Raw genomic sequence first — 20,471 nt, 5'->3', positions numbered from 1 at the left:
TATGGCAAATTTCACAAGAATAGAAGTTGCAAATATTATGAAACAAACAGGTTTAGTACCATTGTTTTATAATTCAGATTTAGAAGTAAGTAAAAAAGTAATAAAGGCTACTTATGATGGTGGTGCAAGATTACTTGAGTTTACTGCAAGGGGCGATTTTGCTCACGAAGTTTTTGGTGAGCTGAACAAATATGTTCTAAAAGAATTGCCAGGAATGATTATGGGTGTTGGTTCTGTAACTGATGCTGCATCAGCATCTCGTTTTATGGCCTTGGGTGCTAACTTTATTGTAACATCAGTATTGAGAGAAGACATTGCAACGGTTTGTAACCGACGAAAAGTTATGTGGTCTCCAGGATATGGTTCTTTAACTGAAATATGTAGAGCGGAAGAGTTAGGCTGCGAAATAGTTAAATTATTTCCAGGTGGAATATATGGGCCTGATTTTGTAAAGGCTATTCGAGGTCCTCAATCATGGACAAGTATTATGCCTATAGGTGGTGTTTCACCAACTAGAGATAATTTAGAAGGCTGGTTTAAAGCTGTTGTAACTTGCGTAGGTATGGGTTCTAAACTCATTGCAAAAAATGCAGAAGGTAATTATGATTTAACTAAAATAGAATCGGATACCAAAAATGCATTACGTATAATTAATGATTTAAAATCATAAAAATTGAAATCGACGGCTGCTGTTACAATAAAAGAAATTTCATCTTTATCGGGATATTCTATATCCACGGTATCTAAGGCTTTAAATAATAAGCTAGAAATTAGTAAAGCAACTCGAGAGATAATAAAATCAATAGCAAAACGGCATAATTATGTTCCAAATAATTATGCTGTTTCACTTAGAATCCAAAAACAGGTTCTATTGCTGTAATTTTACCTGAAGTCACTATAGCTTGTTATAGTCATTCGCTATGTCATTTACAGAAAACTGCTGAAACCTTTGGTTATAGAATTTTGTTTTATCAATCATTTAATTCTTATACCAAAGAATTAAACTATATAAAAAGCCTTAGCGATGGTTCTATTGATGGAATCATAGTTATATCGGCGGATAAAAATCAGAAAAAAAATCAATACGCAAATAGTTCATTTCCTGTTGAATCCATCAACACAGAAAGTTCACAATCTTTAGATGAAATAAAGCAAATTTCATATGATAGCTTGATTAACTTATTAAATAACTAATTACTTTTTCTTTAGAAATATATAATCTATTTTCTCTAAATTTAACCTCAAAAAAACTTAATGAGAGGAATTGTTAGAGTAGTATTTTTATTGTCCTTTACCATGGCTTTTGGTCAATATAGTTGGTCACCTGCGACCATATATATGGAAAACGATAGTATAGTAAAAGGCGAAGCCGTAATTAGACAAGGTGGTAAATTTAGATTTCAACCTAAAGAGAGCTTACGTTTTCGTCAGAACAAAAAAGATAAGGCTAAGAAAATTGAAATTAATAAAATAGATTCTATCCATTTTACTGTAAAATATACAGAAAAAGTAAATAAACGTAAAGTGAAAAAGCAGAGTCAAGCATTATATGTTACAATGTATGTTGAAGAGGATCGGGAACGATTACATTTTTTAGAGGTTTTGAAAAAGGGTTCAGTAACACTTTTTGGTAGAACATTTGGCGGAGGTGGAGGTATGAGTTTTATGCCAGGTGGAACTAACATACCAATGTTTAGATTTTATGGTGGACATAATCAATTATTTTTGTCAAAAGGTAATGATATGGCAGAAATAATGTATGACTCCAAAGATATTGCAACTTTCTTTTCAGACTGTAATGCTCTGGCAGAAAAAGTTATAGCAGAAAAGTTAGGTAAAGATGACCTAAAAACAATTATAGAATATTACGAGAGTAACTGTGATTGAAGTTGCGAGGTTTTTTTATATTAGTTTACCACCTACATTATTCATAGAGGATTATATTAATTAGTTTTAGTCCTAATCCCAAAAATTAACATTACTAAAGCTAAAATTATTAAGCCTAAAGATTCTCTAGCATGTTCAATATTACTTATTTCCCCTCCACCAATAGTTACTCCTTCAAACGTTTCTGGCCAAAAAAGAAAAGCACCAATAACATAGCCAATAGATAGTACTAAATAAATCTGGTAAGGCAATCTGTTTAGTGCAAATAAAATTGAAACAATACCAGAGGTTATATAAATACATAACCATAATAAAAGGTCAGGATCATTTAATTGTAAATATGCTGAGGTGAGACATAAAAGGGCAAATACAAAGGCAAATATTTTAAAAAATAGTTTCATATTATAATTTTATAATGGGAGCTAAACTCCACAATTTATAAGTTAACAAATTGATTGTTAGTGTTGAAAAGTATGCTGTTATTTTTCTGAAACATGCTTTTGTAAAAGATGATAAACATCAGTTGCGACCAGTTGTTTCTCTATCTCTATTGAATTATTATTACTAATAAAAATAGGGTAATCATCTTCATTTTCAGGTAACCTTCCATGCGAGCCTTTTATTAAACTAGCATCAATAGGTATAATATCCATAACAGTTCTAAAGCCTAATTTCTTCTTTAAGAGCTTCCATATAACCTTCGGCATTAACAATTTGTCCTTTGGATCTGTATACATTTCAACAGGGTCATAACCTGGTTTTTTATGAATATCAACCATCCTAGCATAATCAGGAGCTTTTTCATTATCTAACCAAAAATAATAAGTAAACCAAGAGTTTTTATCAGCGACAACAACAATATCTCCGCAACGATTATGTTTTAAATTCAGAGCTTTTAGATCTTCGTTTGACAATACTTTTTCAATACCATCTGTCTTTTTAAGAATAGCTATAATTTTGTCTTTTGTAGTAGTGTCATTTAAATAGATATGCGCAATTTGATGATCAGCAACGGCAAAAGCTTTACTAGCACCTGCATCTAATAATTCTAAACCTCTTTCTTCACGAATCGATAGATAGTTATGTTGACGCAGAATTCTATTTAAATGAATAGGTTTATTAACGTTTGTAATTCCATATTCTGATAGTAGAATAATATTACAATCTTGTTTTTCATAGCAGGTTACCAATCCTCTTACAACATTATCTATTTCTTGTAAATCTTTAGAAATAATATTGAAATCTAAACCGTGACGTTGCAGGTTATAATCTAAATGAGGTAAATATATTAAGCTCAGTGTAGGGTTATATAATTCATCAGTTTTTATGGCTCCATCTGCAATCCATTGACTAGATTTTATGGTTGTCTTTGGTCCCCAAAAATGAAATAAAGGAAAAGTTCCTAATTTGTCTTGAAGTGTATCTCGTAAATCAGAGGGTTGTGAATAGCAATCTGGAATTTTGCGACCGTCTGCTAAGTAATTAGGGCGAGGAGTCACACTGTAATCAACAGTAGAATACATATTGTACCACCAAAAATGATTTGCACAAGTAAAACTATCGTTCTCTTCTTTAAGAATATCCCAGATTTTTTTACTTTCTACTAGTTTATTGGATTGTCTCCAAAATTTCACTTCACACTCCTCTTTAAAATACCAACCATTGCCAATAATACCATGTTCAGAAGGCCATTTACCGGTTAGATAGGTTGATTGTGCAGAACAAGTAACAGCTGGTAATACAGGCTTTATAATAGAAGATTGTCCTTTTTCTAAAAATGTTTTTATAAAAGGTGTATGCTCCCCAATAACACGATTAGATAATCCTACAACATTAATTACAACCGTTTTATTCATTAGTTTAAAATTGTTTTAGTAACCAATTAAGCTCTCTGCTAATAGATTGATCTATAGGAATTTTTAGGTTGTTTGGTAATACATTCCAAGTATATGTTTCTACTTCTATATGATTAGAGATGGCATCTGTTTTGAGGTGATCCATCACTTCTAATATTTGGTTTTGAGTTGATTGCAAGTGATTAAATGTATCCAAAAAAATAGGAACATGAAAATGCGCTCTTAATTCGTTATGACTTTTCTTTTGTCCTAAAACTAAAGGCAAATCATTATAAACTATTACTACTCCATCAATTTTTTCAGTGACCTGATGAAGATAGGTGGATTCATTAAAGTTTGATAAAGATTCCCAAATAGCTTCATCGTTATGTCCATCAAAATTAATTTTTAACGCAGAACTTACTTGGATTTTACCTACTTTAATGTTGTGTTTTTTGAGTTTTTCAAAAGTGTCTTTTGGTTCTTCGAAAGCCAATGAAAAATGACAAACATCATAGCATATTGTCATATGTCTGTAAATTAATTCTTCTGCTTCTTTTGAACTAATTTTCAAAACTTCACTTATGATTTCGCTACCTTGTGGTAATAAATAGTCATTATAGAAAGCTAAAAATTCTTCAGTATTCTCTAATACGCCATCTGGTTCAGGTTCAATATCTAAGTGCAGATATTTTCCTGTTTCTTGTTCAATTTTAACTAAATGACAAACAACTTTGGCCAAATTTTTTGCGCCTTCTGTAAAAACATATTCTTTGTCAATTGTAGTTTTATGCCAATGTTTATAGCTTAGAGGAGATGTAGAAATTCCGCCATCAAGTCCTTCAGGCAATATGTATGCTAATTGATTAAAAAGTCGTTTTGTATAATTAAGTCGTTTTGTTGTAGTCCAATCTGGTGTATGTACTTTGTCCTTAACAACTTCATCATGAAAATTCCCATATGGAAACCCATTCATTGTAAAGACATATAAATTTTTTGAGTCTAACCAAGTCTTAAATTCTAGTAAATTATTTCCAATTTGTAACTCTTCACTAGCTTTATTAGATAAGCGTAAACCTATACCAAAAGGACTGTTTGGTGCAACGTCTTCCTTTATTTTTGGGATGTAATTTTTTAGGTCATTAAAAGTTAATTCCCAGTTTTTGCCACCATGAATGTTAGTACAATATGTGCAATGAAATATTTTATTTACGACCACTTTGGTTAGTTATTTTCTTTTAATAATGTTGGAAGCATTTTTATGGCTTGTTGCATTTTATTCATGTCAATATAATGCACATCATTTTTAGTTCCAATTTTGGAGATAAGTGTAATGGTCAATTGACCTCCAAGGTGTTCTCTAAATTCTTCAATGCCTCCTAATAATTTTTGTAATTCATTTTCAGATGTAATAGGTAAGTCTAAATTAAAACCAACGTTTTCTATAACTTTTAAAATAGATTCCAAGGTATTAAAGTCAATAAGATTGATTAGATAGGCATAAGTCAAATCTATAGCCATACCAATAGCAACAGCTTCCCCATGACGCAATTGGTAATTGGTCATGTATTCTAATTTGTGTGCTGCCCAATGACCAAAATCTAAAGGGCGAGAAGAACCACTCTCAAAAGGGTCACCACCTTGTGCAATATGCTCCATGTGCAGTTTTGCGCATTTATAAATGAGATACTGCATAGTTTCTTTATCTCTTTTGTAAAGTACTTCTGCGTTATCTTGTATAAATTTAAAAAACACTTTATCTCTTACTAGAGCAACTTTTATAGCTTCAGCAATTCCAGAAACCCAATCTCTTTCTTGTAAAGTGTCTAAAAATATGCTATCATTTATGATAGCATAAGGTGTTGCAAAAGTGCCTAAGAAGTTTTTCTTATTAAGTAAGTTTACGCTATTTTTAACTCCTACAGCAGCATCGTTTTGTGATAATACAGTTGTAGGAATTCTAATTAATTTTACACCTCTGTGGGCAATTGCTGCAGCATAACCTACCATATCTATAACGGCACCACCTCCTATTACTACAACAAAAGAATGCCTGCATATTTTGTTTTTATCAATACCTCTTAGGATATCATCTACTAATATTGAGTCATTTTTGCTTTGCTCACCTCCAGGAACTACAATTAATTCAGTATGCTTAATATTATTAGTGTAATACTCACAATATGCTTTAATCTGCTTTTCTAATTCAGGGTGAAGCTTATTTACATTACTATCTAATACAAATAAAACTTTTGTTAATTCTTGTGGTTTATAGGACTCTAAAATTGAATTAAATAATTCATTATCTGTTGAGAACAGATGATTGGTAAAATATAATTTGTAATTGTAAGTCACTTTAAAGGACTGCACAATGGGGTCGTATAGATTCATTACAAATGTATTTTATGTTACCGCAAAAAGGCGGGATAAAATAAAGGATAAAGGTAGTAACAAGATAATTAAAATACCTACAAAGATTTGTGAAAATCCAACAGCTATTGCAGCATCTAAAACAATAAGGGATAAAACGCCAGCAATAACAGCTTTTTTAATGTGTAGAGGTGAATTCTCTTTATAAGCTTTGAGCAATGATTTATATATTAAAAAAGCTAATAAGGCTAAAAAAGGAAGTGTTTGTAAAATGTTGTCAGTCTTGAGAATAATAAATAGTGAAATGAGACCAATGACTAGAGCGTATAATACTCCAGCAAAAATGATATGATTCTTATTATTACCATGGACTTCTCCTTTGCTAATCAATGTAATCGCTGCTATATAAACTATTGGAACAATTGTAAATTCAATATGCTGAATATTACCAAGTATGCTTATACCCAGTAATAAATTTAAACCTCTGCATAAGCCCATATTTAAAGGGCCTAGTATTAATTTATGCTTCGAATAATAATCGTAAGTAACAATAAAACCTGCTAAAATTGTGGATATACAACCAGCTAAGGTATTTACAAAAAAAGCAAGTATAATACCCATAAGAAGCAAAAGGCTTCCGAAAATTGCTGCATTTTTCAACGTAATTAAGCCACTAGGTATAGCACGTTCTGGCCGTTCTATGGCATCAATCTTAATATCAAATACATCATTAAGAACAACTCCACCAGCATATAAAAAAACTGAAGCCAATACTATAAAAAATAGATTTAGAGTAAAAGGAGCGCTAAAACTTGAGAGTTCAGAAAAGATACCTGCTATTGAAGCACCAGCAAAAATATCAGCAGCAGCAGTAGGTAGATTTGCAGGACGCATTAAACTTAGATAGCCTTTTATAACACTCTTCAATTTAAACTATTTTATCGTTATCAATTTTAGGTGTTTGTCCTCGTAATACACTATTGTCATTAAATAGCTGAGATTGGTCAATGCCTTTTGCACCCAACCAATGCGATTCTTGCATTTTACCATTTTTGCTAAAAGCATCTAAGGCATTTTGGTAGCAGGTCTTTACAACATCTTCTTTATTAATACCACTTCGCAACATAAGTCCTGCAGTTTTAGGAACAGCTAATGGGTCACTTACGCCCCAATCTGCTGAGCTATCAATAATAATGTTGGTACTTCCATAAGTTCTCACAACTTCTACCATACGTTCATTACCCATTTTTGTTTTAGGATAAATAGTGAATGCTGCAATAAAGCCTCTATCTAAAACTTCTTTTACAGTTTCTTCATTGTTATGATCTATGATTACGTTTGAAGGATCTAAACCATGCTCCAAACAAACCTCCATACTTTTAATAGTTCCTGCTTTTTTATCTCTATGTGGAGTATGCACTTGTACAGTCATATCGAGTTCTTTAGCCAAATCTAACTGCATTCTAAAATATTTATCCTCTGCTGGAGTTTGGTCATCATAACCAATCTCACCAATTGCAACTACATTTTCTTTATGTAGATATAATGGCAATAATTCTACAACTTGTTCTGCTAAAGCTTCGTTATTTGCTTCTTTAGAGTTTAATCCAATTGTGCAATAATGTTTAATACCAAACTGACTGGCTCTAAAAGGTTCCCAGCCAACTAGACTACTAAAGTAATCTTGAAAAGAACCAACTTGAGTTCTCGGTTGCCCCAACCAAAATGAAGGTTCTATAAGAGCAACTACTCCGGCTTCGGCCATTGCTTCATAATCATCTGTAGTTCTAGAGGTCATGTGTACATGAGGATCTATAAACATCATTTTTTCATTCATTTTCATTAATCTTTTAGTGTGCCCCAAGTTAATTTTTTTTCTTTCAATTGCTCAATATAGGTAGGATAATTTTCTAACATTTGTTTTGCATTTGAGTTACTAGAATTAAAGCAACAAATTGCGGCTACTTTGTTTTCTGTGATATTATCACTTGTGAATAACCTTTGTAGATCATCTACAATAGGACCTTCAATGAAATTTGATACAGGTCTCCAAAAATAAGGATCGATTGTTCTGCCAGCTGCCCAACGTTCGTGTGCATAATCTGATATAATACGAGCAAGGTCTTTATTTGCTCTTCCATCTATGTTATTAAAGGTTGTTAAATCACTTTCTATGAAAGCGGCTTTTAAAAACATCTGATTCCATTGTTGCGGATTAAAATATAAAGCAGGATAAGGGTTATGCGCAGAGATAGCATTAAAAACTGATGCTATATTAGTACGCAAAGCTTCTACAGCAACATACTTATAATCTTCAGGATTTGGTAAGAGTATTAAGAATTTTAAGAATGTTTCTAATTCACTAGTATCTGCCAATTGTATAATATTAGAGACTTTGTCCTTAAAAAAGGTGGAATTAAATACGAGTACACTCTTTAATAAATAGATACGTGCAATTTCAGTAATGGAGGCATTTTGAAGTTTTAAATATGAGCTTAACTCTTGGTGATTTAAATCTATTTTTAAATCACCAGTGTTTTTAAATTTAGTTCCAATTAAGCTATAAGTAACGTATAAATCTTTTGTAGATAACTCAGAATTAATAAAATCAATTTTTGAGTTGAGCCACAATACATTTTCATCACTACTATTACTTTTTAATATATGTAATAAATGATTTGCTTCTATATTCATATCGTAAAAGTATAAATATTTTGCCATGTCTATAATATGTTTTTGTAGTAAATCGAAATGAAAATTATAAGGAATTAAAGATTAAGCTTTTTTGTGTTTAGAATTCAGTTTTAATGTAAGAATAGATTTAGTTAAAGTATGATTTTATAACTAATGGTATGTTTTTTGTGGCTTTACTATCCATAACTAACTAAACATCAATTTATCATGGTAAGACAATTAATTCTCCTTTTCATCTTTTTGATAATAGGTGTAAACCTAATAAATGCACAAGAAGACATAGAATGTAAAACTAAACTATCGTTATTTCACGAACCTGTTAAAGCAAAAAAATATGACACTGCATATGCAGATTGGTTATTTGTAAAAACAAACTGCCCTGAACTTAACATCGCCATATATAGTGATGGTGAAAAAATACTAAAACATAAAATCAAAAACACTAAAGGGGATGAAAAATTAGGTCATCTTAAAGGTTTGATAGATTTATGGAAAGCACGTAACCAATATTTTTCCAAAAGAACACCAAATGGGGAATATGCTGCAAAGGCTTGTCAGCTTCAATATGATAACAAAGAACTTTTTGGAAAAAGTAAAGAGGAATTATATAATTGCTATGATGATGCTTTTAAAGAGGATGCTAAAACTTTTACACATCCTAAAAGTTTGTACTCTTACTTTTCCTTAATGGTATATTTGTTTGATGAGGGTAAAAAAACAGATGCAGAATTATTCAATGGTTATGATGATATTACCGAAAAAACACAGGATGAAGTACAGATCTATTCAGAAAAATTAAACCCACTGTTAGAAAAACTGGAAAGAGATGAAGTACTCACCCAAAAGGAAAATAAGAACAAATCTGTTTATGAAAGTTATCTCAAAAATTATGCACTCATTCAAGAGAATATTAATACCAAAGTAGATATCAGAGCGATTTGTGATAACTTAATTCCTCTCTATAGCAAAGATTTTGAAACCTATCAAAATGATTCTATTTGGTTAAAACGATCGGTAACCAGAATGTATCATAAACAATGTACTGATGACCCTCTTTATGAAAAACTTGTAAAAAGGTACGACAAGGTTGCACCATCATATGATACAAAAATTTTTGTAGCAACAATGTTGCTCGCTAGAGGAAAGGATAAAGAGGCATATCAATATTTAGAAGAAGCATATTTATTATTTGATGCAAGTCCTTATAAAAAATCAAAATTAGCTTTTAGGATTGGTGTTATATTAAAGAATAAAAATCAGTACAGTAAATCGAGAAGATTATTACTAGACGCTGTAAAATTAAATCCATCTAATGGAAAGCCTCATATACTAATTGCAGAAATGTATGGCAAAAGCGCCAAGAATTGTGGGAAAGACAATGTTTATCAAAGAGCCGTCTTCTGGTTAGCATCAGAAGAAGTTAAAAAAGCTTCTAAAATTGACCCAACTTTGCACAAATTCGTTAATCAATATGTTGCAAGTTATGAATCAAAAGCACCTACTAAAGAAGAAATATTTCTCCGCGATTTGGCTGGAAAGACCATAAAAATAGGATGTTGGATTAATAGATCAATATTAGTTCCAAAGCCTTAGTATTAGTTGTTTTTCAAATCTAAAACAAAGCACTAGCAATTGCCTTTACATTATCACTTTTTCCCATTGAGTAATAATGCAAAACAGGTACACCAGCTTTTTGCAATTCTTTAGATTGAGCTATAGCCCATTCGACTCCAACTTGTCTAACCTGTTGATTGGTCTTACAGTTATCGACTGCTTCTATTAATTCTTCAGGTAAATCAATTTTAAATACTTGTGGCAGTAGTTGTAAATGGCGTTTTACTGCAATTGGTTTAATACCTGGTATTATAGGTACATTTATTCCCTCCTCTTTTGCAGCTTTAACAAATTTAAAGTACTTTTCATTGTCAAAAAACATTTGAGTAACAACATAATCGGCACCTTTATCTACCTTCTCTTTAAGTCGTTTTAAATCGGTTTTTAAAGATGGTGCTTCAATATGTTTTTCAGGATAACCAGCAACTCCAATGCAGAAATCTGCTCTATCATCAACTTCTATGACATCATGTAAATATTGACCTTTGTTGAGGTTCTGAATTTGACCTACCAAGTCTTTTGCATATTGATGACCTCCATTACTTGCCTCAAAGTATTTTTGATGTTTCATTGCATCACCACGAAGTGCCATAACGTTGTCAATTCCTAAATAATGGCAATCTACTAACAGATATTCAGTTTCTTCTTTAGTGAATCCACCACACAATACATGTGGTACTGTATCGACATCATATTTATGTTTTATGGCAGCACATATTCCTACAGTTCCTGGGCGCATGCGCGTAATTTTTTGATCCAAAAGACCATCTTTTTCGATATAGATATACTCTTCTCGTGATGTAGTAACATCAATAAAAGGGGGATTAAATTCCATTAATGGATCAATGTTATTATATAACTGTTGAATACTATTTCCTTTTTTAGGTGGTATAATTTCAAAGGAAAATAATGTTTTCCCATTTGCTCTTTTTATATGTTCTGTAACTTTCATGTTTATTGTACGATGTTTGGGTTTAACCATTTTTCGGCCTCTTCAATTGAAATGTTTCTTCTTTGGCTATAGTCTTTAATTTGGTCTTGTGTTATTTTCCCTAAACCGAAATATCTAGCTTCAGGATTTCCAAAATAATAACCACTTACACTGGCAGCTGGCCACATAGCTAAACTGTCGGTAAGCTGAACTCCAATGTTTTCTTTAACATTTAATAGCTCCCAAATGGTCTTCTTTTCTAAGTGATCTGGACATGCTGGATAACCAGGAGCAGGACGAATCCCTTTGTAACTTTCTTTTATTAATTCTTGATTTGATAAGTTTTCACCTTTGGCATAATTCCAATGTTTTGTTCTTACCTCTTTATGTAAATATTCAGCAAAAGCTTCTGCTAATCGGTCTGCTAATGCTTTAATCATTATAGAATTATAATCATCATTATCAGCTTCGAATTGGGCTGCTAATTCTTGAGTTCCAAAGCCAGTTGATACGCAAAAACAACCCATGTAATCTTGCATTTCTGATGCTTTAGGTGCAATAAAATCAGCTAAGGCTATGTTTGGTTTACCTTGTGATTTTTTAGATTGTTGTCTAAGCGTTAGAAACTCAACTAATATATTTCCAGAGTCATCCTTAATTTCAATATCATCATCATTTACTGTGTTAGCATTAAATAAACCAAAGATGGCTTTAGCTTTTAAAAGCTTTTCATCAAATATGCGTTTTAGTAAGTGTTGCGCATCAGCGAATAATTCTGTGGCTTGTGTACCGACAATTTCGTCATTCAAAATATCTGGATATTTACCATGCAAGTCCCAACTTCTAAAAAATGGAGACCAATCAATAAAAGCTTCAAGCTTAGTGATGTCGAAATCTTCTATGATCTGAATCCCTAAAGTTTCTGGTCTTACAATTTCTGAAGCTTCCCAATCAATTTGAAACTTATTTTTTCGAGCATTTTCAATGCTAAGATATTCTTTCTTTTTCCCACGTTTTATGAATTGCTCTCTGAACAAATCATATTCTTCACGAATCTGATTTTTATAAACTTTGCTGTCACTTTTAAGTAAATCTCCGACAACAGTTACGGCCCTAGATGCATCATTAATATGGACTACAGTATTACTATAATTTGGTGCAATTTTTACGGCAGAATGCGCACGCGATGTTGTTGCTCCTCCAATAATTAGTGGAATATCTAATTGTTCTTTTTCAAGAGCCTTAGAAACATAAACCATTTCATCTAATGACGGAGTAATAAGACCACTTAGGCCAATAATATCAACATTTTCTTTTTTTGCTGTTTCAATAATTTTTTCTGGTGGAACCATCACACCAAGGTCAATGATTTCGTAATTATTACAACCCAAAACAACACTCACAATGTTCTTGCCAATATCATGTACGTCACCTTTTACAGTTGCCATTAAAATTCGGCCTGCAAATTCTTGCTTACCATCTTTTTCGGCTTCAATAAAGGGTTGTAAATAAGCCACAGCTTTTTTCATAACACGAGCAGATTTTACAACTTGTGGTAAAAACATTTTTCCGCTTCCAAATAAATCTCCTACAACATTCATCCCAATCATTAAATGCCCCTCAATAACATGAATTGGTTTGTCTGAAGCTAAGCGTGCTTCTTCAACATCTTCAATAATAAAAGCATCAATACCTTTAACTAAAGCGTGTGTAATTCTATCCTGTAAAGCCTCACTTCTCCATTCTTGAACCGTGTTTTCCTGTTCCTTTTTCTGACCTTTAACAGATTCAGCAAAATCTAATAAGCGTTCAGTAGCATCATCGCGTCTATCGAATAGTACATCTTCAACACGTTCTAATAAATCTTTGTCAATTTCATCATAAACTTCGAGCATGGTTGGGTTAACGATACCCATATTCATTCCATTTTTAATGGCATGAAATAAGAAAGATGAATGCATAGCTTCTCTAACCACATTGTTACCTCTAAATGAAAATGACACATTACTTACTCCGCCAGAAACATTGGCGTGAGGTAAATTTTCTCGAATCCATTTTGTAGCTTCAAAGAAATCGAGGGCATTTCTGCGATGCTCTTCCATTCCTGTTGCAACGGGAAAAATATTTGGATCGAAAATAATATCTTGAGGAGGGAAGTTGATGTCTTTAACTAAAATATCATAGGAGCGTTTACAAATTTCAATTCGCCTGTCGTAATTATCAGCTTGACCAGTTTCATCAAAAGCCATAACAATGACTGCTGCTCCATAGCGTTTAACTAGTTTGGCCTGTCGTTTAAATTCAGCTTCACCTTCTTTTAAGCTTATAGAATTAACAACACATTTTCCTTGTGCAACTTGTAAACCAGCTTCTATAATTTCCCATTTAGAACTGTCAATCATTATTGGGATTCTAGAAATATCTGGTTCTGAAGCAATGAGATTTAAGAAGGTTGTCATAGCATAAACACCATCGAGCATTCCTTCGTCCATATTAACATCTAAAATCTGAGCTCCACCATCTACCTGGTTTCTAGCAACCTCTAGAGCTTCACTATATTTTTCTTCTTTTATTAGACGAAGAAATTTACGAGACCCAGTTACGTTGGTTCGTTCACCAACGTTGATAAAATTACTTTCTGGTGTTACCACAAGTGGTTCTAATCCAGAGAGCGTTAAATATTTTTTACAGTCACTATCCATTATTTGTAATGTTGTACGATTGGAAATGATTCATAAAAATGATGAAGTAGTTTTTTCCATTTCTGGTATTCATCTGAAGTTCTAAACTCAATTTCGTGATCTTCCAAAGTTTTCCAATTCACTGAAAGAATGTATTTATCATCATCTTCCATACATTTTTTCAAGGTATGATTTAGGTATCCTTTCATAGCCGAAATGAAATGTTCAGCTGTTTTAAAGGCTATTTCAAAAGCTTGAGACTGACCTTTCTTAATATTTAAAATGGCAACTTCTAAAATCATACTAAGGCAAGTTTATGTCTTGGCTGATATTTCTTAGCAACTTCAGCAATGGCATTTATATGAGCGGGACTTGTGCCACAGCAACCTCCAATTATGTTTATAAGATTATCTTTAAGATAATCCTCAATATAGTTTTGCATCTGCTCTGGTGATTCATCGTATTCGCCAAAAGCATTTGGCAAACCTGCATTAGGATGCGCTGAAGTAAAAAACTCAGTTTCATTAGATAAGCGTTGTAAATAGGGTTTTAATTGTTCTGCTCCCAGAGCGCAATTAAAACCAACACTTAATAATGGAATATGAGATATTGAAGTTAAAAATGCTTCAACAGTTTGTCCTGATAATGTTCTTCCTGAAGCATCTGTTATAGTTCCAGAAACCATAATTGGAATATCAATATGTCGTTCTTCTTTTACTTCTTCAATTGCAAATAAAGCAGCTTTAGCATTTAAAGTGTCAAAAATAGTTTCCACTAAAAGAACATCAACTCCACCATCAATTAAAGCCTCCACTTGTTGCTTATAGGCAACACGTAATTCATTAAAAGTTATCGCTCTGTATTCTGGGCGGTTAACATCAGGAGATAGACTTGCGGTTTTATTAGTTGGGCCAATACTACCAGCAACAAATCTTGGTTGATTTGGGTTTTCTTTTGTGAATTTATCAGCGACTTGTTTAGCTATTTTTGCAGACTCAAAATTAAGTTCATATACTAAATCTTCCATGTCGTAGTCTGCCATAGCAATCGTTGTCCCAGAAAATGTATTCGTTTCTACAATATCGGCTCCTGCTTCAAAATATTTAGCGTGCACTTCTGCAATCGCCTTAGGTTGTGTTAAGGATAATAAATCATTATTACCTTTTAATGGTGAAGGATAATCTGCAAAACGTTCTCCTCTAAAATCTTCTTCTGAGAAGTTGTATTGTTGAAGCATGGTTCCCATGGCTCCATCTAAAACGAGGATTCGTTTTTTAATTTCTTCGTCTATTCTACTTAAACCCATAAGTTTTAAATTTCAATTTAAACTAAACGTCAAATGTGTCTCTATTAGACTTGCGTTATAAAATATGTTAAAAAGAAATCGAATTACAGTGAGTAATTACGTTTGGTTATCTATTCAATTACACGATAAATGAATCGGTAATTACGTAGAATTTAGCACCTTCTTAATAAGTTTAAGGGTTGCTAAGGTTTCAAAGGGTCTAATCCCTCCACCTTTCTTGATAACATTTCAATACGTTATTTGAACATTGTGAAGTTACAATATTGCGAAAGAAAATTAGAATAAGCAAGTTTTATTAGCGTTAATTTAAAAGTATGATATTACTTTTAATTGTAACTTTGATGCATCCCAAATAATTTAATTATGCTAGAAAATTTTTGGTTTAATGTGCAATACGGGCTTAACCATGTATTAGATATTAACGGTTATGACCATGTACTTTTCTTAATGGTTTTAACTGTGCCTTATGTGTTTAAAGATTGGAAACGTGTTCTACTCTTAGTGTCCATGTTTACCTTAGGGCATACCTTGTCTTTGGTTTTAGCAGCTTATGGCATAGTTAGTGTTAATGGAAAATTGGTTGAGTTTTTAATTCCAATAACTATTTTAATCACGGCTATTTTTAATGTGATTACAGCTGGTAAAAAGGATAGAAGCACTAAAATAGGATTGTTGTTTTTTACCACTTTATTTTTTGGTTTAATTCACGGTCTAGGTTTTGCTAGAGAATTTAAAATGCTTTCCTCACTCTCAGAAAATAAAATAGAACTCCTCATCGAATTTGCATTAGGTATTGAAATTGCTCAGATTATTATTGTATTTGTGGTTTTATTCCTTAGTTTCTTATGTCAGACTATTTTTAGGTTTTCGCGTCGCGACTGGATTATGGTATGGTCTGCTATAGTTATAGGTTTGGTTATTCCTATGGTAATTCAAAGTGAATTGTTAAATACTTAATTAAGTTTGGTAAAACTTTAACTACAAGTAAATTGGTTATAAAATACTAACCTTTTATATTCGTTACTTATAGCATACTTTGATAAACAAAATGTATTAATGCCAAAGACAAAACAATTACGTTACGATAAAGCTTATTTACGGATTGCAAAAGAATGGGGGAAATTATCTCACTGCAAGCGTAAACAAGTAGGTGCGCTTATTGTTAAGGATCGAATGATAATTTCAGATGGTTATAATGGAACTCCAACAGGTTTTGAGAATTATTGTGAAGATGATGAAGGTTATACAAAATGGTACGTGCTGCATGCTGAAGCTAACGCTATATTAAAAGTAGCTTCTTCTACGCAATCATGTAAAGGTGCGACGTTGTATATTACACTATCTCCTTGTAAAGAGTGTAGCAAATTAATACATCAAGCTGGGATTATTAGGGTCGTTTATCATGAAGGCTATAAAGATGATTCAGGATTACAATTTTTAGCTAAAGCTGGCATAGAATTAGAACGAATTGAAGATTTAAAAGCTTAATGGCGACAAAAAACAAATACATACCATTAATTATCGGTACAGCTATTGCTGCTGGAGTTGTTATTGGCGGCAAGTTAAATTTCACAGATACTTCAGACAACCTTTTTTCTACGAATAGTAAGAAAGATAAAATTAACCGTCTCATAGATTATATTGATTACGAATACGTTGATGAGATTAATACAGATAGTATTGTCGATGTAACTGTGAATGGTATTTTAGATAATCTCGATCCACACTCTACTTATATTCCAAAAGAAGATTTAGCTCGTATTACCGAAAATATGAAAGGTGATTTCGTTGGTATTGGTATCAATTTTTATCCTTATAAAGATAGTATTGCAGTAATAAAACCAACAGAAGGTGGCCCAAGTGAACGCGCGGGAATAATGAGTGGTGATCGAATTATATTAGCAGATGGCGATACTATTTATGGGTCAAATATTACAAACGATTTTATTACAAAGAAGCTCAAAGGAGACAAGAACACTAAAGTAAAACTAACAGTTTACAGAAAAGGTGAAGATGACCTATTAGAGTTTGATATTAAACGAAGAGCCATACCTATTAAAAGTGTTGAAGCGTCTTATATGCTTACAGATCAATTAGGTTATATTAAGATAAATCGTTTTGCTGAATCTACATTTAAAGAATTTAAAGCGGCTTTAGATGAATTACAAGAGCAAGGAGCAACAAAATTGACGTTAGATTTAAGAGACAATCCAGGCGGATTTTTAGGGATAGCTGAGCAAATAGCAGATGAATTTTTAGAAGATGATAAACTTATATTATTTACTAAAGATAAAAAGGGTAGAGAAGAGAGAACTTATGCAACAGATCGAGGAGACTTTGAAGACGGTGATATATATATTTTAATCAATGAGAATTCAGCATCTGCTAGTGAAGTTATTGCAGGTGCGTTACAAGATAATGACAAAGGTATTATTGTAGGAAGACGTTCTTATGGTAAGGGATTAGTGCAGCGTGAAATGGCTTTAGGAGATGGTAGTGCTGTACGTTTAACAGTATCACGATATTATACTCCAACAGGTCGCTCAATACAAAGACCTTATACAAATGGTAATAATTCAGGTTATCATAGTGATTACTACAAACGTTTAAGAACTGGAGAATTGGCAGATGAAGCGAGTATAGAAGTCGATGATTCATTAAAATTTACAACACCAAAAGGGAAAGTGGTTTATGGAGGAGGAGGTATAATTCCTGATGTATTTGTACCTGTAGATCGTTTGTTTGATAACGAAACCATTAATTACTTAAGGAGAAGAAGACATTTTGGTTATTTTGTTTTTGAAGAATTAGATAAAGATCGTAGTGTATATAAAGATGTTACTAAATATGACTTCATAAATAATTTTGAGGTAAGTGATGATATCGTTGTACGTTTTCAAGATTATGTAAATGCTCGAGAACGCACCAATATTACTTTCGTTGCTTATAATGACGAAATAAGACGCATCATAAAAGCAACATTAGCGCGACAATTATTTGATGATAATGCTTTTGAAGAAATCATCAATAAAGAAGATGTAATGGTACAAGAGGTTATTCTTTTAAGTACAGAGTACCCAAACTTTAAACAGTAATCTTATCGTGGATTTTAGTATGTTTTCCATCGTTCCACAGCGTTAGTATATCTGTAGCAACATGAGATCCACTACCACAAGCCATGGCAAACTGACTTCTCCAGCCTGCTAAAGTTCCAGCAACAAATAGATTTTTTTCTATAAGATGATCTGTGTTCTTTAGCCAGATTCTTTCCTTCTCTATTACAGCTTTAGGATGAGCCTCAACATAAGATTCAAGTCCTTTTATAGTCATTAAATTAGTGTAGCCTACAGCGATAACTACAATTTTCGATTGATATGTTTTTTTATTTGTAGTAATAATGAAGCCTACAGAATGCTTTTTAATAGAAGTAACTTTTTCTTTTTCAATTTGATTTATATGAGGATATAAATCATTGAGTTGTTGCTTTCCATCTTTTAGAATATCACTACCTAAGGTACTAGGTGCTAATCCTAAAACATTATTAAATAATGCATTTTGAAGATGTGATGTTTTCTGATGCGTTATAATAGCGATCTTTTTGTCTTTTACAAAAGCTTTGTCTTTAGCAGAACCCAAAACCAAACCACAAGACAATCCTGCTGCTCCACCACCAATTATTAAGGCATCAAAAATCATTAACGTTGTTTATCTAATTTTTCGATTTTCTTTGAAATTCTAAGAATTTGTAAAAGAATGATAGCACAAAATGCAGCAATTATAGTAATAACCGCTGTAAAGCTTTCACCTTCAAATGGTGCATCAAAATTTAATTTGGTAGTATTAAAAATAACGAGTCCAATAGCAATAATGCTTAAAACAATTGTAAATATTTTCATGGTTAAAATTTTTAAGCCAATAGTTCTTTAATATTATGCGCAAATAATTTTACGGCTATAGCTAACAAAATTACACCAAAAACTTTTCTTATAATGTTAATTCCGTTAGGACCAAGCACTCGCTCAATTCTGGCTGAGGTTTTTAACACTATATAGATAAAAATAACATTGCATATTACGGCTACAATGATATTTTCAATAGCAAATTCAGCTCTTAAAGAAAGTAATGTGGTTAAGCTTCCAGGTCCTGCAATAAGCGGAAAAGCTAATGGAAAAACAGATGCGGTTAATGGATTACTATCCTCTTGTTTATAAAGTGTAATGCCAAGAATCATCTCTAAAGCAATAAAGAATAAGATAAATGCGCCAGCTACTGCGAACGAGTTAACGTCGATTCCAATTAGACTTAATAGACTTTTTCCTAAAAAGAGAAATACAATCATAATAATACCAGCAATTAGTGCTGCTTTTTCACTTTGTATATGTCCAACTTTTTTACGTAAATCTATGATTATAGGAATATTTCCTATAATATCAATTACTGCAAAAAGAACCATAAAGGCTGTAAATATTTGTTTAAAATCTAGTTGCATAATCTCTGTTTCTGAAATTCGCGGCAAAGGTGCGATTTAATTACTGATTTTCAATATTAAATAACTGTAAAGTTTAGCTATTTTTACATTATGTTTCAACTCGGAAAAACCATAGTATCAGAGGATATTATAGAAAAAGATTTTGTCTGTAATCTTGCTGCATGTAAAGGATCTTGTTGTATTGATGGTGATGCTGGTGCACCATTAGAAAAAGATGAGGTTAAAATTCTTGAAGATATTTATCCAAAAGTAAAACCGTTTTTACGAAAAGAAGGCATTGAAGCTATTGAATCACAAGGAACTTCAGTAGTTACAGCCTTTGGTGACTTAGAGACTCCCTTAATCAATGGAGCAGATTGTGCTTATGTTATTTTCAATGAGAAAAAAACAGCCCTTTGTGCTATAGAAGAAGCGTATAATCAAGGAGAAATTTCTTGGAAGAAACCAGTGTCTTGTCATTTATATCCTATAAGAGTAAAAGATTATTCTGAATTCTCGGGAGTGAATTATGATAAATGGGAAATCTGTGATGATGCATGTTCGCTAGGAAAAGAATTACAAGTCCCAGTTTATAAATTCGTAAAAGAAGCTCTCATTAGAAAGTTTGGTGAGGATTGGTATGATGAGTTAGAGAAGGTTGCCGATGAAAAGTTTAGTCGTTAGG

General features: G+C 32.2%; 23 protein-coding genes and 1 riboswitch. Of the genes, 9 read left to right on the top strand and 14 right to left on the bottom strand.

Annotated features, from left to right (window positions below):
- The first annotated feature begins 1 nt into the window (after nucleotide 1).
- From WPG_RS05120 to WPG_RS05110, 4 genes are read left to right on the top strand one after another with little or no spacing between them, the layout of a single operon-like run.
- Nucleotides 2-670: a bifunctional 4-hydroxy-2-oxoglutarate aldolase/2-dehydro-3-deoxy-phosphogluconate aldolase gene (locus WPG_RS05120; RefSeq protein WP_045470148.1), complete on the top strand. Its 669-nt coding sequence runs from the start codon at nucleotides 2-4 to the stop codon at nucleotides 668-670.
- A gap of 3 nt (nucleotides 671-673) precedes the next feature.
- Nucleotides 674-880: a LacI family DNA-binding transcriptional regulator gene (locus WPG_RS18950; RefSeq protein WP_084221520.1), complete on the top strand. Its 207-nt coding sequence runs from the start codon at nucleotides 674-676 to the stop codon at nucleotides 878-880.
- The gene (locus WPG_RS18945) at nucleotides 871-1,194 is read left to right on the top strand and encodes a LacI family transcriptional regulator (protein ID WP_144374509.1); all 324 of its coding nucleotides are present in this window, start codon (nucleotides 871-873) and stop codon (nucleotides 1,192-1,194) included. The genes WPG_RS18950 and WPG_RS18945 overlap by 10 nt, the downstream gene beginning before the upstream one ends.
- Nucleotides 1,195-1,254: 60 nt before the next feature.
- On the top strand, nucleotides 1,255-1,887 hold the full coding sequence (locus tag WPG_RS05110; protein WP_144374418.1) for a hypothetical protein: 633 nt from the start codon (nucleotides 1,255-1,257) through the stop codon (nucleotides 1,885-1,887).
- 56 nt (nucleotides 1,888-1,943) lie between these two features.
- Here the strand turns inward: WPG_RS05110 and WPG_RS05105 are convergent, their stop codons facing one another.
- From WPG_RS05105 to WPG_RS05075, 7 genes are all read right to left on the bottom strand, one after another.
- Entirely contained in the window at nucleotides 1,944-2,288 is a 345-nt protein-coding gene (locus tag WPG_RS05105; protein WP_045470142.1) for a transmembrane 220 family protein, read from the bottom strand.
- A 78-nt stretch (nucleotides 2,289-2,366) separates the two neighbouring features.
- Entirely contained in the window at nucleotides 2,367-3,743 is a 1,377-nt protein-coding gene (locus WPG_RS05100; protein WP_045470140.1) for an alkaline phosphatase family protein, read from the bottom strand.
- Between the two features lie 4 nt (nucleotides 3,744-3,747).
- Nucleotides 3,748-4,941, bottom strand: coding sequence for a metabolite traffic protein EboE (gene eboE / locus WPG_RS05095; RefSeq protein ID WP_045470138.1), 1,194 nt, complete (start codon nucleotides 4,939-4,941; stop codon nucleotides 3,748-3,750).
- A gap of 5 nt (nucleotides 4,942-4,946) precedes the next feature.
- On the bottom strand, nucleotides 4,947-6,113 hold the full coding sequence (locus WPG_RS05090) for a 3-dehydroquinate synthase (protein ID WP_045470136.1): 1,167 nt from the start codon (nucleotides 6,111-6,113) through the stop codon (nucleotides 4,947-4,949).
- 12 nt (nucleotides 6,114-6,125) lie between these two features.
- Nucleotides 6,126-7,019: a UbiA-like protein EboC gene (eboC, locus tag WPG_RS05085; RefSeq protein WP_144374417.1), complete on the bottom strand. Its 894-nt coding sequence runs from the start codon at nucleotides 7,017-7,019 to the stop codon at nucleotides 6,126-6,128.
- Nucleotide 7,020: 1 nt separating this feature from the next.
- Nucleotides 7,021-7,935, bottom strand: a complete 915-nt coding sequence (locus WPG_RS05080) for a TatD family hydrolase (protein WP_231850255.1) — start codon at nucleotides 7,933-7,935, stop codon at nucleotides 7,021-7,023.
- Nucleotides 7,935-8,813, bottom strand: coding sequence for an EboA domain-containing protein (locus WPG_RS05075; RefSeq protein WP_231850254.1), 879 nt, complete (start codon nucleotides 8,811-8,813; stop codon nucleotides 7,935-7,937). Before WPG_RS05075 ends, WPG_RS05080 begins: the two co-directional genes overlap by 1 nt.
- A gap of 180 nt (nucleotides 8,814-8,993) precedes the next feature.
- Between WPG_RS05075 and WPG_RS05070 the strand changes: the two genes are divergently transcribed.
- Complete coding sequence (locus tag WPG_RS05070) at nucleotides 8,994-10,379, top strand: tetratricopeptide repeat protein (RefSeq protein ID WP_045470134.1); 1,386 nt, start codon at nucleotides 8,994-8,996, stop codon at nucleotides 10,377-10,379.
- A 19-nt stretch (nucleotides 10,380-10,398) separates the two neighbouring features.
- Here the strand turns inward: WPG_RS05070 and metF are convergent, their stop codons facing one another.
- From metF to WPG_RS05050, 4 genes are read right to left on the bottom strand one after another with little or no spacing between them, the layout of a single operon-like run.
- The gene (metF, locus tag WPG_RS05065) at nucleotides 10,399-11,352 is read right to left on the bottom strand and encodes a methylenetetrahydrofolate reductase [NAD(P)H] (protein WP_045475200.1); all 954 of its coding nucleotides are present in this window, start codon (nucleotides 11,350-11,352) and stop codon (nucleotides 10,399-10,401) included.
- A 2-nt stretch (nucleotides 11,353-11,354) separates the two neighbouring features.
- A complete protein-coding gene (metH, locus tag WPG_RS05060) occupies nucleotides 11,355-14,033 on the bottom strand; it encodes a methionine synthase (protein ID WP_052471155.1) in 2,679 nt (892 codons plus the stop codon).
- The gene (locus WPG_RS05055; RefSeq protein ID WP_045470132.1) at nucleotides 14,033-14,314 is read right to left on the bottom strand and encodes an antibiotic biosynthesis monooxygenase family protein; all 282 of its coding nucleotides are present in this window, start codon (nucleotides 14,312-14,314) and stop codon (nucleotides 14,033-14,035) included. Before WPG_RS05055 ends, metH begins: the two co-directional genes overlap by 1 nt.
- Nucleotides 14,311-15,318, bottom strand: a complete 1,008-nt coding sequence (locus tag WPG_RS05050) for a homocysteine S-methyltransferase family protein (RefSeq protein WP_045470130.1) — start codon at nucleotides 15,316-15,318, stop codon at nucleotides 14,311-14,313. The genes WPG_RS05055 and WPG_RS05050 overlap by 4 nt, the downstream gene beginning before the upstream one ends.
- 103 nt (nucleotides 15,319-15,421) lie before the next feature.
- Nucleotides 15,422-15,545: riboswitch (SAM riboswitch) on the bottom strand.
- 136 nt (nucleotides 15,546-15,681) lie between these two features.
- On the opposite strand from WPG_RS05050, the gene WPG_RS05045 reads away from it, so the two are divergent.
- From WPG_RS05045 to WPG_RS05035, 3 genes are all read left to right on the top strand, one after another.
- Nucleotides 15,682-16,275, top strand: coding sequence for a HupE/UreJ family protein (locus tag WPG_RS05045; RefSeq protein WP_045470128.1), 594 nt, complete (start codon nucleotides 15,682-15,684; stop codon nucleotides 16,273-16,275).
- A 99-nt stretch (nucleotides 16,276-16,374) separates the two neighbouring features.
- A complete protein-coding gene (locus WPG_RS05040; RefSeq protein WP_045470126.1) occupies nucleotides 16,375-16,806 on the top strand; it encodes a deoxycytidylate deaminase in 432 nt (143 codons plus the stop codon).
- Nucleotides 16,806-18,413 carry a S41 family peptidase gene (locus WPG_RS05035; RefSeq protein ID WP_045470124.1) on the top strand — a complete coding sequence of 536 codons (1,608 nt, stop codon included), beginning with the start codon at nucleotides 16,806-16,808 and terminating at the stop codon, nucleotides 18,411-18,413. The genes WPG_RS05040 and WPG_RS05035 overlap by 1 nt, the downstream gene beginning before the upstream one ends.
- On the opposite strand, the gene WPG_RS05030 is transcribed toward WPG_RS05035, so the two are convergent.
- Genes WPG_RS05030 through WPG_RS05020 form a run of 3 tightly spaced genes read right to left on the bottom strand, consistent with a single transcriptional unit; the run spans nucleotide 18,403 to nucleotide 19,807 of the window.
- Nucleotides 18,403-19,011 (bottom strand): NAD(P)-binding domain-containing protein, encoded by a 609-nt coding sequence (locus tag WPG_RS05030; RefSeq protein ID WP_045475194.1) that lies wholly within the window; start codon nucleotides 19,009-19,011, stop codon nucleotides 18,403-18,405. The two genes, WPG_RS05035 and WPG_RS05030, sit on opposite strands and share 11 nt — an antisense overlap.
- Before the next feature lie 2 nt (nucleotides 19,012-19,013).
- Complete coding sequence (locus WPG_RS05025; protein WP_045470122.1) at nucleotides 19,014-19,214, bottom strand: hypothetical protein; 201 nt, start codon at nucleotides 19,212-19,214, stop codon at nucleotides 19,014-19,016.
- A gap of 11 nt (nucleotides 19,215-19,225) precedes the next feature.
- Nucleotides 19,226-19,807 (bottom strand): MarC family protein, encoded by a 582-nt coding sequence (locus WPG_RS05020; protein ID WP_045470120.1) that lies wholly within the window; start codon nucleotides 19,805-19,807, stop codon nucleotides 19,226-19,228.
- Between the two features lie 90 nt (nucleotides 19,808-19,897).
- Between WPG_RS05020 and WPG_RS05015 the strand changes: the two genes are divergently transcribed.
- Nucleotides 19,898-20,470, top strand: a complete 573-nt coding sequence (locus tag WPG_RS05015; protein ID WP_045470118.1) for a DUF3109 family protein — start codon at nucleotides 19,898-19,900, stop codon at nucleotides 20,468-20,470.
- Nucleotide 20,471: the final 1 nt, after the last annotated feature.

The organism is Winogradskyella sp. PG-2 (assembly GCF_000828715.1).
Classification (GTDB): domain Bacteria; phylum Bacteroidota; class Bacteroidia; order Flavobacteriales; family Flavobacteriaceae; genus Winogradskyella.
This window is presented reverse-complemented; position numbering and strand designations above follow the sequence as displayed.